The 7,657-nt window shown below is 59.5% G+C and carries 7 protein-coding genes and 1 tRNA gene; all 8 read left to right on the forward strand.

The annotated features are described in order from the left end of the window. The first annotated feature begins 13 nt into the window (after positions 1 to 13). Complete coding sequence (locus tag FY258_RS07130; protein WP_118104557.1) at positions 14 to 1,486, forward strand: glycoside hydrolase family 1 protein; 1,473 nt, start codon at positions 14 to 16, stop codon at positions 1,484 to 1,486. Between the two features lie 69 nt (positions 1,487 to 1,555). After that, on the forward strand, positions 1,556 to 2,983 hold the full coding sequence (locus FY258_RS07135) for a glycoside hydrolase family 1 protein (RefSeq protein WP_118104559.1): 1,428 nt from the start codon (positions 1,556 to 1,558) through the stop codon (positions 2,981 to 2,983). Positions 2,984 to 3,121: 138 nt separating this feature from the next. Further along, the gene (locus FY258_RS07140) at positions 3,122 to 4,612 is read left to right on the forward strand and encodes a glycoside hydrolase family 1 protein (RefSeq protein ID WP_118104561.1); all 1,491 of its coding nucleotides are present in this window, start codon (positions 3,122 to 3,124) and stop codon (positions 4,610 to 4,612) included. A 152-nt stretch (positions 4,613 to 4,764) separates the two neighbouring features. Then, positions 4,765 to 5,631 (forward strand): class II fructose-1,6-bisphosphate aldolase, encoded by an 867-nt coding sequence (gene fba, locus FY258_RS07145; protein ID WP_118104563.1) that lies wholly within the window; start codon positions 4,765 to 4,767, stop codon positions 5,629 to 5,631. A gap of 64 nt (positions 5,632 to 5,695) precedes the next feature. Beyond that, positions 5,696 to 5,781, forward strand: a tRNA-Leu gene (locus tag FY258_RS07150). 256 nt (positions 5,782 to 6,037) lie between these two features. Then, positions 6,038 to 6,625, forward strand: a complete 588-nt coding sequence (gene infC, locus FY258_RS07155) for a translation initiation factor IF-3 (RefSeq protein ID WP_006723876.1) — start codon at positions 6,038 to 6,040, stop codon at positions 6,623 to 6,625. A gap of 30 nt (positions 6,626 to 6,655) precedes the next feature. Continuing rightward, the gene (gene rpmI, locus FY258_RS07160; protein ID WP_006720997.1) at positions 6,656 to 6,853 is read left to right on the forward strand and encodes a 50S ribosomal protein L35; all 198 of its coding nucleotides are present in this window, start codon (positions 6,656 to 6,658) and stop codon (positions 6,851 to 6,853) included. A 42-nt stretch (positions 6,854 to 6,895) separates the two neighbouring features. Continuing rightward, entirely contained in the window at positions 6,896 to 7,255 is a 360-nt protein-coding gene (gene rplT / locus FY258_RS07165) for a 50S ribosomal protein L20 (protein ID WP_006720998.1), read from the forward strand. Positions 7,256 to 7,657: the final 402 nt, after the last annotated feature.

The raw sequence follows: 7,657 nt of genomic DNA on the forward strand, positions 1-7,657 counted from the left end.
CGAGGAGGTTCGCATGTCCACAACCGATTCCGTATTCCCCAAGGGATTCCTGTGGGGCGGCGCGACTGCTGCCAACCAGTGCGAGGGCGCCTGGGACGTCGACGGCAAGGGCCTGTCCGTCGCCGACTGCACCACGTACAAGCCGCATGTCGACAAGAAGGACTACGCGGCGCTCCACGGCATCACGAGCGAGCAGATCGCCGAGGCCGAGGAGTCCGCCGACACGCACATGTATCCCAAGCGCCATGGCATCGACTTCTATCATCGCTACAAAGAGGATATCGAGTTGTTCGCCGAGATGGGCTTCAAAACCTTGCGCGTCTCGATTCAATGGACCCGTCTGTTTCCCACGGGAACCGAGGCCGAGCCGCTGCAGTCCGGCATCGATTTTTACCGCGACCTGTTCCGCACCCTGCGCGAGCATGATATCGAGCCGCTCGTGACCCTGCACCACTATGAGATGCCGCTCTACCTCGCCAATCACTACGACGGTTGGGGCAAGCGCGAGGTCATCGACTTCTTCCTGCGCTTCTGCGAGGTGTGCTTCCGTGAGTTCGGCGAGTACGTGACCTATTGGCTCACCTTCAACGAGATCGACTCCGTCTTCCGCCACCCCTGGACGACCATCGGCGTGTGCACCGACCGCTATGCGCCGGAAAAGCGCGAGGAGCTTATCTACCAGTGCGTTCACAACCAGTTCGTGGCAAGCGCCCTGGCGACTAAGATGCTGCATGAAATGGTCCCCGGGGCTCAGATGGGCTGCATGGTGACGCGCACCCTCACCTATCCGGAGAATTGCAACCCGAAGAACATGCTTCTCGCTCAGAAGACCAACCGCGACAATTACTTCTATAGCGATGTCCAGGTGCTCGGTGAGTATCCCGCCCATGTGCTCAAGTATTGGGAGCGCGCGGGTATCCACGTCGAGTTCGGACAGGGTGACGAGGCCATCCTCAAACAGTACCCGGTCGACTTCGTCTCCTTCTCCTACTACATGTCGATGGTCGACTCCATTGATGCCGAGCAGCGCGAGAAGGTCGGCGGCAACCTCGCCACGGGCGTGAAGAACCCCTATCTCCCCGTTTCCGATTGGGGGTGGCAGGTCGACCCCGACGGCCTGACGTACGCCTTGATCGACATGCAGGACCGCTATCACAAGCCCCTGTTCATCGTGGAGAACGGCCTCGGAGCATACGATACGGTCAACGAGGACGGTACGATCGATGACGATTATCGCATCGACTACTTCCGCGAGCACATCAAGGCGATCGGCGCCGCCATCGAGGAGGGCGTCGATGTCATGGGTTATACGCCGTGGGGGTGCATCGATCTTGTGTCCATGTCCACCTGCCAGATGTCCAAGCGTTACGGCTTCGTGTACGTCGATCTCGACGACGATGGCAACGGGACGTACGCCCGCAGCCGCAAGAAGAGCTTCTACTGGTACAAGAAGGTCATCGAGACCAATGGCGCCGACTTGGCGTAACCGTGTGGGCGGATCGGGCATGCGTCCGATCCGCCTTCTTCAACAGGCGAGCGATTGAAAGGAATTGACATGAAGTTCCCCGATGGGTTCCTGTGGGGCGGTGCAACCGCTGCCAATCAGTTCGAGGGTGCCTGGGACGTTGACGGCAAGGGTCCCAGTTGCATGGACATGGCGACGAACGGCAATCACCACACGCCACGTCAGATCACGCCCGAGTTGGATCCCAACAGGCTGTATCCCTGTCATGACGGCGTCGACTTCTACCACCATTACAAAGAGGATATCGCCCTTTTGGCGGAGATGGGGTTCAAGTGTTTCCGCTTTTCCATCAATTGGCCTCGCATATATCCGACGGGGTTCGAGGATGAGCCGAATGAGGCTGGCCTGGAGTTCTACGATCGCGTCTTCGATGAATTGGAGCGTTACGGTATCGAGCCGTTGGTCACCCTGTCGCACTATGAGATGCCCTTCGCCATCGCGCGACGTCAAAACGGCTGGGCATCGCGCGGGACCATCGATCTCTATGTGAAGTACGCGACGACCGTCATGAGGCGCTATCGCGGCCGCTGCCGCAAATGGTTGACCTTCAACGAGATCAACGCGGGCATGATGCCCATCGGCATGTACATGAGCCTCGGCATCCTCACGGGCGATCCCGACTTGCGCCATCAGCCCGACAATCCCCAGCAGCGCTATCAGGCGCTTCACCATCAGTTCGTGGCGAGCGCCCTGGCGGTGAAGGCGGGCCACGAGATAGACCTCGAGAACAAGATGGGCTGCATGATCGCCTACATGCTCGCCTATCCGCTCACCCCCAATCCCGCCGACGTCGAGCTCGCCCGCGAGCGCAACCAGTATCGCAATTACTATTGCTCCGATGTCCAAGTTCGTGGCGAATACCCGTATTTCGCCCGCCGCATGTGGGACGAGGAGGGCGTTGAGATCGATATGGCCCCAGGTGACCTTGAGATTCTCAAGCAGGGGACGGTTGATTTCTACACGCACAGCTACTATCAGAGCCAGTGCGCCTCCACCGATGCGTCCCAAGAGACGAGCGGCAACTTGCTCGGCGGCGCGAAGAACCCGTACCTCAAAGAGACGGCATGGGAGTGGCCAATCGACCCCGCGGGCCTTCGGATCATGCTCAATCAGGTGTATGAGCGCTACCAAATCCCCATCATGGTCGTCGAGAACGGCCTCGGCTGTCGTGATGAGGTCGGCCCCGACGGCGCGATCGAGGACGACTACCGCATCGAGTACCTGCGCGAACATATCAAGGCAATGGGAGAGGCAATTGTCGACGGCGTTGAGGTGTGGGGCTACACCCCGTGGGGCTGCATCGACCTGGTGAGCAACGCCGACGGCGAGATGGCCAAGCGCTACGGTTTCGTGTACGTCGACAAGCATGACGATGGGACGGGTACCATGGCTCGCAGCCGCAAGAAGAGCTTTGCTTGGTATCAGAAGGTCATCGAGAGCAACGGCGAGGTGCTGTAGGGGATGTCCCGCCATTGGCGGCACCGTCACGCGCATGCGCGAGACGGTGCGTCCCTTCGGTCCGCCGCCCCGTGCGCGGCGTTCTCTCTGCCAATCCGACGGCGCGGGCGTGCCCGTGGCCGAGTGAAAGGAGTATCAATGTCTGAATCGAAAGCCTTTCCCGAGGGCTTCCTGTGGGGCGGCGCCACCGCCGCGAACCAGTGCGAGGGCGCGTGGAATCTTGACGGCAAGGGCCCGTCTACGGCGGATGTTCAGAAATTCGCCGACCCCAAGTCGCTCAAGGAGCTCATGGACGTCCATGGCCTGTGCGATATCACGGACGAGATGATCGACGCGGCCCTCGTCTCTCAAGATGACGCAGCGTACCCCAAGCGTCTCGGCGCCGATTTCTACCATCGCTACAAGGAGGATATCGCCTATTACGCCGAGATGGGCTTCAAGGTGTACCGCATGTCTATCGCGTGGAGCCGCATTTTCCCCAACGGAGATGAGGCGGAGCCCAACGAGGCGGGCCTTGCGTTCTACGACAGGGTGTTCGATGAGTGCGCCAAGTACGGTATCGAGCCGCTCGTCACCATGAGCCACTATGAGCCGCCGCTGGAATTCTGCCGTAAGTACAACGGCTGGTACAGCCGCGAGTCAATCGAGTTCTTCTGCCGCTACGTCGACGTCATCACCAAGCGCTATGCCGGCAAGGTCAAGTATTGGCTCACCTTCAACGAAGTTGACTCGATCCTGCGACACCCGTTCATGACCGGCGGTCTCATCGAGAGCCGCTTTGCCGCAGACGAATTTGAGGAGGTCCTCTTCCAAGCGATGCACCATCAGTTCGTGGCGAGCGCGCTTGCGACGAAGATCTGCCACGAGAACATTCCCGGCTCCAAGGTGGGGTGCATGCTCACCAAGCTCACGTTCTACCCATATACCTGTCATCCCGCCGACGTCCTCGCGGCTCAGCAGCGCGAGCGCGCCACCTATTGCTACGGTGATGTCCAGGTGTTCGGCGAGTACCCCGCCTATCTCACGGCGATGTACAAGAACAAGGGGTTTGACATCAAGATGACCGATGAGGACCTTCGCGTCATGAAGGCCTATCCAGTCGACTTTGTGTCCTTCTCCTATTACAGCTCCGGGTGCGCGGCGGGCGTCCATCATGAGGAGGCCGAGGTCACTGCCGGCAACACCGTCCAGGGTATCAAGAACCCGTATCTGCCGAGTTCCGATTGGGGCTGGCAGATGGATCCGGTCGGCCTGCGCATATCCCTTGTCGATTTGTATGACCGGTACCGCAAGCCCCTGTTCATCGTCGAGAACGGTCTCGGCGCGCATGATGAGGTCGGGCCCGATGGGACGATCGACGACCAGTATCGCATCGACTACCTCGCCGCGCACCTGCGCGAGGCGTACAAGGCGATTCACGAGGACGGCGTCGAGCTCATGGGCTACACCACTTGGGGTCCGATCGACCTCATCTCGAACTCGACCATCCAGATGTCGAAACGCTACGGCTTCGTGTACGTCGATGCCGACGATTATGGCCACGGTACCTACGATCGCATCCGCAAGAAGAGCTTCTACTGGTACAAGAACGTCATCGAGACCAACGGAGCCAGCCTGTTCGAGGAATAGTCCGCACCAAAGCGTGCGGGGCGCAGGTGCCCCGCATCAGCGGAAGCCGCGCAATCGGATGCATTGCTGGCGCTATCGCGCATCGGCATCGCCGCTCGCGTGGTAGAATGCTTACGTTTACCGTTCAGAGTATGGACAATGGGAGGTCCAATATGCTCGTCAATGCAGCTCAGATGCTGAAGGATGCCGAGGCCGGTCACTACGCCCTCGGTGCGTTCAACACCAACAACCTGGAGTGGACGCTCGCCATCCTCCAGGCCGCCGAGGAGGCCAAGTCCCCGCTGATCATCCAGTGCTCCGCTGGCGCCGCCAAGTGGATGGGTGGCTTCAAGGTCTGCGCCGACATGGTGAAGGCCGCCGTCGAGGCCACTGGCGTGACCGTCCCGGTCGCCCTGCACCTCGATCACGGCACCTACGAGAACTGCCTTGAGTGCATCGAGGCCGGCTTCACCTCCGTCATGTACGACGGCTCCCACGAGGAGACCTTCCAGATCAACCTCGACCGCACCGCTGAGATCGTGAAGATCGCCCACGAGAAGGGCATCTCCGTCGAGGCCGAGGTCGGCGGTATCGGCGGCGTCGAGGACGGTATCGTGGGCCAGGGCGAGATCGCCGACCCCGAGGAGTGCAAGCAGATCGCTGCGCTGGGCGTGGACTTCCTCGCCTGCGGCATCGGCAACATCCACGGTGTGTACCCCGAGGATTGGGCCGGCCTGTCCTTCGACGCTCTGGCTGCCATCAAGGAGGCCGTGGGCGACCTGCCGCTGGTTCTCCACGGCGGCACCGGCATCCCGGTGGACCAGATCCAGAAGGCCATCTCCCTCGGTGTTTCCAAGATCAACGTGAACACCGACCTGCAGCTCGTCTTCGCCGCTGCCACCCGTGAGTACATCGAGGCCGGCAAGGACCTCGAGGGCAAGGGCTTCGATCCCCGCAAGGTGCTCAAGCCCGGTCGCGAGGCCATCGTGGCCCGCGCCAAGGAGCTCATGGAGGAGTTCGGCTCCGTCAACAAGGCGTAACTGATTCATTTCAGCTTTGATGCGCGCGCTGGGCTGTGGTACCATAGCTCAGCGCATTTTTTATGCCCGAGTGGCGGAATGGCAGACGCAGGGGACTCAAAATCCTCCGCCCGCGAGGGCGTGTGAGTTCGACTCTCACCTCGGGCACCATATGCGCGTTCGCATCCCTTTGATGCAAGATCGAGGGAGGCGGTATTCTCGTGATGAAACCATGGAGCAAATGCGTTCCGTGGTATGATTCACAAGTCGCTGGTTTTCCAGCAGGAAAGAGGGACCTGTGGGTCCCCACCTTTCGGCGCCATATCGGTAGCTGTCTGGTCGTACAAATCAAGATGTATGTCCGCACCTCGGTGTGTACATCTCCCAAGATCTGTAGACCCGGATACCGTTTAGGTGGCCGGGTTTTTTGTTCGAGTTGCAAGAAGGAGGTATTGAGATAGCTAAGTCTGATGACACCCGCATCAACGATGAGATCCGCGCCCCGCGTGTCCGTCTCATCGGCGTCGATGGATCGCAGCTGGGTCTGTTCGACACCCGTGATGCGCAGCGCATCGCCGACGACCAGAACCTTGACTTGGTGGAGATCGCGCCCAACGCCGAGCCTCCCGTGTGCAAGGTCATGGACTACGGCAAGTTCAAGTACCAGCAGGCCATGAAGGCCAAGCAGGCTCGTAAGAACCAGTCCAAGGTCGAGGTCAAGGAAATGAAGTTCCGACCGAAGATCGATGTGGGCGATTACGAGACCAAGAAGGGTCACGTCCTGCGCTTCCTCAAGAAGGGCGCGCGCGTCAAGATCACCATCATGTTCCGCGGCCGCGAGATGGCCCATCCGGAGCAGGGTCTGAACGTGCTCGAGCGCCTCGCAGAGGACCTCAAACCGTTCGCTACGGTCGAGTCCCAGCCCAAGCTGGAAGGCCGTAACATGCTCATGCTGCTCGCCCCGATCAAGGGCGCCTTCGACAACGAGGGCGATGCCGAGCCGAGCGATAAGTAGTTAACCACCAGGTATTAGAAGGAGTTTTCCATGCCTAAGATGAAGACCCACAGCGGCAGCAAGAAGCGTTTCCGCCGCAGCGGCACTGGCAAGATCATGCGTGCCAAGGCTTACAAGAGCCACATCCTGACCAAGAAGTCTACCAAGCGCAAGCGTGGCTTCCGCCAGGAGACCGAGCTGGCCGCTGCCGACGCCAAGGTCATCAACGCCCGCCTCGCCGGCCGTTAATCCGTATTTACCGCTGTAATCTCATTTAGGAGTTGATTAGATATGGCTCGTGTGAAGCGCGCTGTGAACGCCAAGAAGAAGCGTCGTACCGTCCTTAACCGTGCAAAGGGTTATTACGGTCAGGCGTCCCGTTCCTATAAGTACGCCAAGGAGCAGGTGCAGCACTCCCTTCAGTACCAGTACCGCGATCGCCGCAACAAGAAGCGTGAGATTCGCTCCCTGTGGATCACTCGTATCAACGCTGCTGCTCGCATGAACGACATTTCCTACTCCCAGTTCATGCACGGCCTGAAGCTCGCCGGCATCGAGCTCGATCGCAAGGTCCTCGCTCAGATGGCTTATGAGGACATCGAGTCCTTCAACGAGCTCGCCGCCATCGCCAAGAAGGCTCTCGAGGCCTAATGTGCTTTTAAACGGGATGTCCCTGCATGGGACGTCCCGTTTTCTTATATGCACTCGCAATCCCCGAGCTGGTTTGGCGCTCTCCAGAAAGGCCAAGTTCGAGGTCCTTCGTTCTTTGGGCTTGTGCGAAGTTGCCAAGCGTTTAGACGGATCGGCGCGGGGAAGAGAGGGGCACGGCATTGCCCGGCCGGAACAGGGTATGTATTCGATACAGATGACCGCTGCATATATGTACGAGAACCGAATGGTCGTCATCTATATAAGGTGAAAGATCGCCTGAAGCACCTTCCTTTATATAAAGGGTCAAATAGCCCATTTATGGAGGAAATGTGAAGTGCTAATTCTCACTACACAGCGGCTTGGACTCTGGCAATATATCTCCTTGCCGCGCGGGTGGCCGAG

Source organism: Collinsella intestinalis (genome assembly GCF_902364775.2).
Taxonomy (GTDB): Bacteria; Actinomycetota; Coriobacteriia; order Coriobacteriales; family Coriobacteriaceae; genus Collinsella.

What these genes read in the sequence shown, in the direction of transcription:
- FY258_RS07130 (WP_118104557.1), top strand. Translation starts at nt 14, where the DNA reads ATGTCCACAACCGATTCCGTATTCCCCAAGGGATTCCTGTGGGGCGGC.
- FY258_RS07135 (WP_118104559.1), top strand. Translation starts at nt 1,556, where the DNA reads ATGAAGTTCCCCGATGGGTTCCTGTGGGGCGGTGCAACCGCTGCCAAT.
- FY258_RS07140 (WP_118104561.1), top strand. Translation starts at nt 3,122, where the DNA reads ATGTCTGAATCGAAAGCCTTTCCCGAGGGCTTCCTGTGGGGCGGCGCC.
- fba (WP_118104563.1), top strand. Translation starts at nt 4,765, where the DNA reads ATGCTCGTCAATGCAGCTCAGATGCTGAAGGATGCCGAGGCCGGTCAC.
- rpmI (WP_006720997.1), top strand. Translation starts at nt 6,656, where the DNA reads ATGCCTAAGATGAAGACCCACAGCGGCAGCAAGAAGCGTTTCCGCCGC.
- rplT (WP_006720998.1), top strand. Translation starts at nt 6,896, where the DNA reads ATGGCTCGTGTGAAGCGCGCTGTGAACGCCAAGAAGAAGCGTCGTACC.